We start from the raw sequence: 278 nt of genomic DNA on the forward strand, positions 1-278 counted from the left end.
GCAACGCCTGGCGCTGCCGACGCCGCGCTATGCGCACCTGCCGCTGCTCGTCGATGCGCAGGGACACAAGCTCTCCAAAACGGACCAGGCGCCCGCGCTGGATCCGGGGCATCCGCTGCCCGCCCTGCGCGCGGCGTGGCAGGCCCTGGGCCAGCCGCAGGCCGCGCTCGCCTCCTCTTACGATGTCGACGGTCTGCTGCGCGCAGCACACGATGCGTTCGATCCGCTGCGCATTCCACGCGGCCCGGTGCCGATTGCTGCGACGCACAACGCGCCTG

General features: G+C 72.3%; 1 pseudogene. It reads left to right on the plus strand.

Going from position 1 to position 278, the window contains the following annotated elements:
- A pseudogene (locus tag SB719_RS19765) lies at positions 1-278 on the plus strand (hypothetical protein); the annotation flags it as partial.

The sequence above is a fragment of the Pantoea sp. SIMBA_079 genome, from assembly GCF_046940275.1.
In the GTDB taxonomy this organism is placed as follows: Bacteria; Pseudomonadota; Gammaproteobacteria; order Enterobacterales; family Enterobacteriaceae; genus Pantoea; species Pantoea borealis.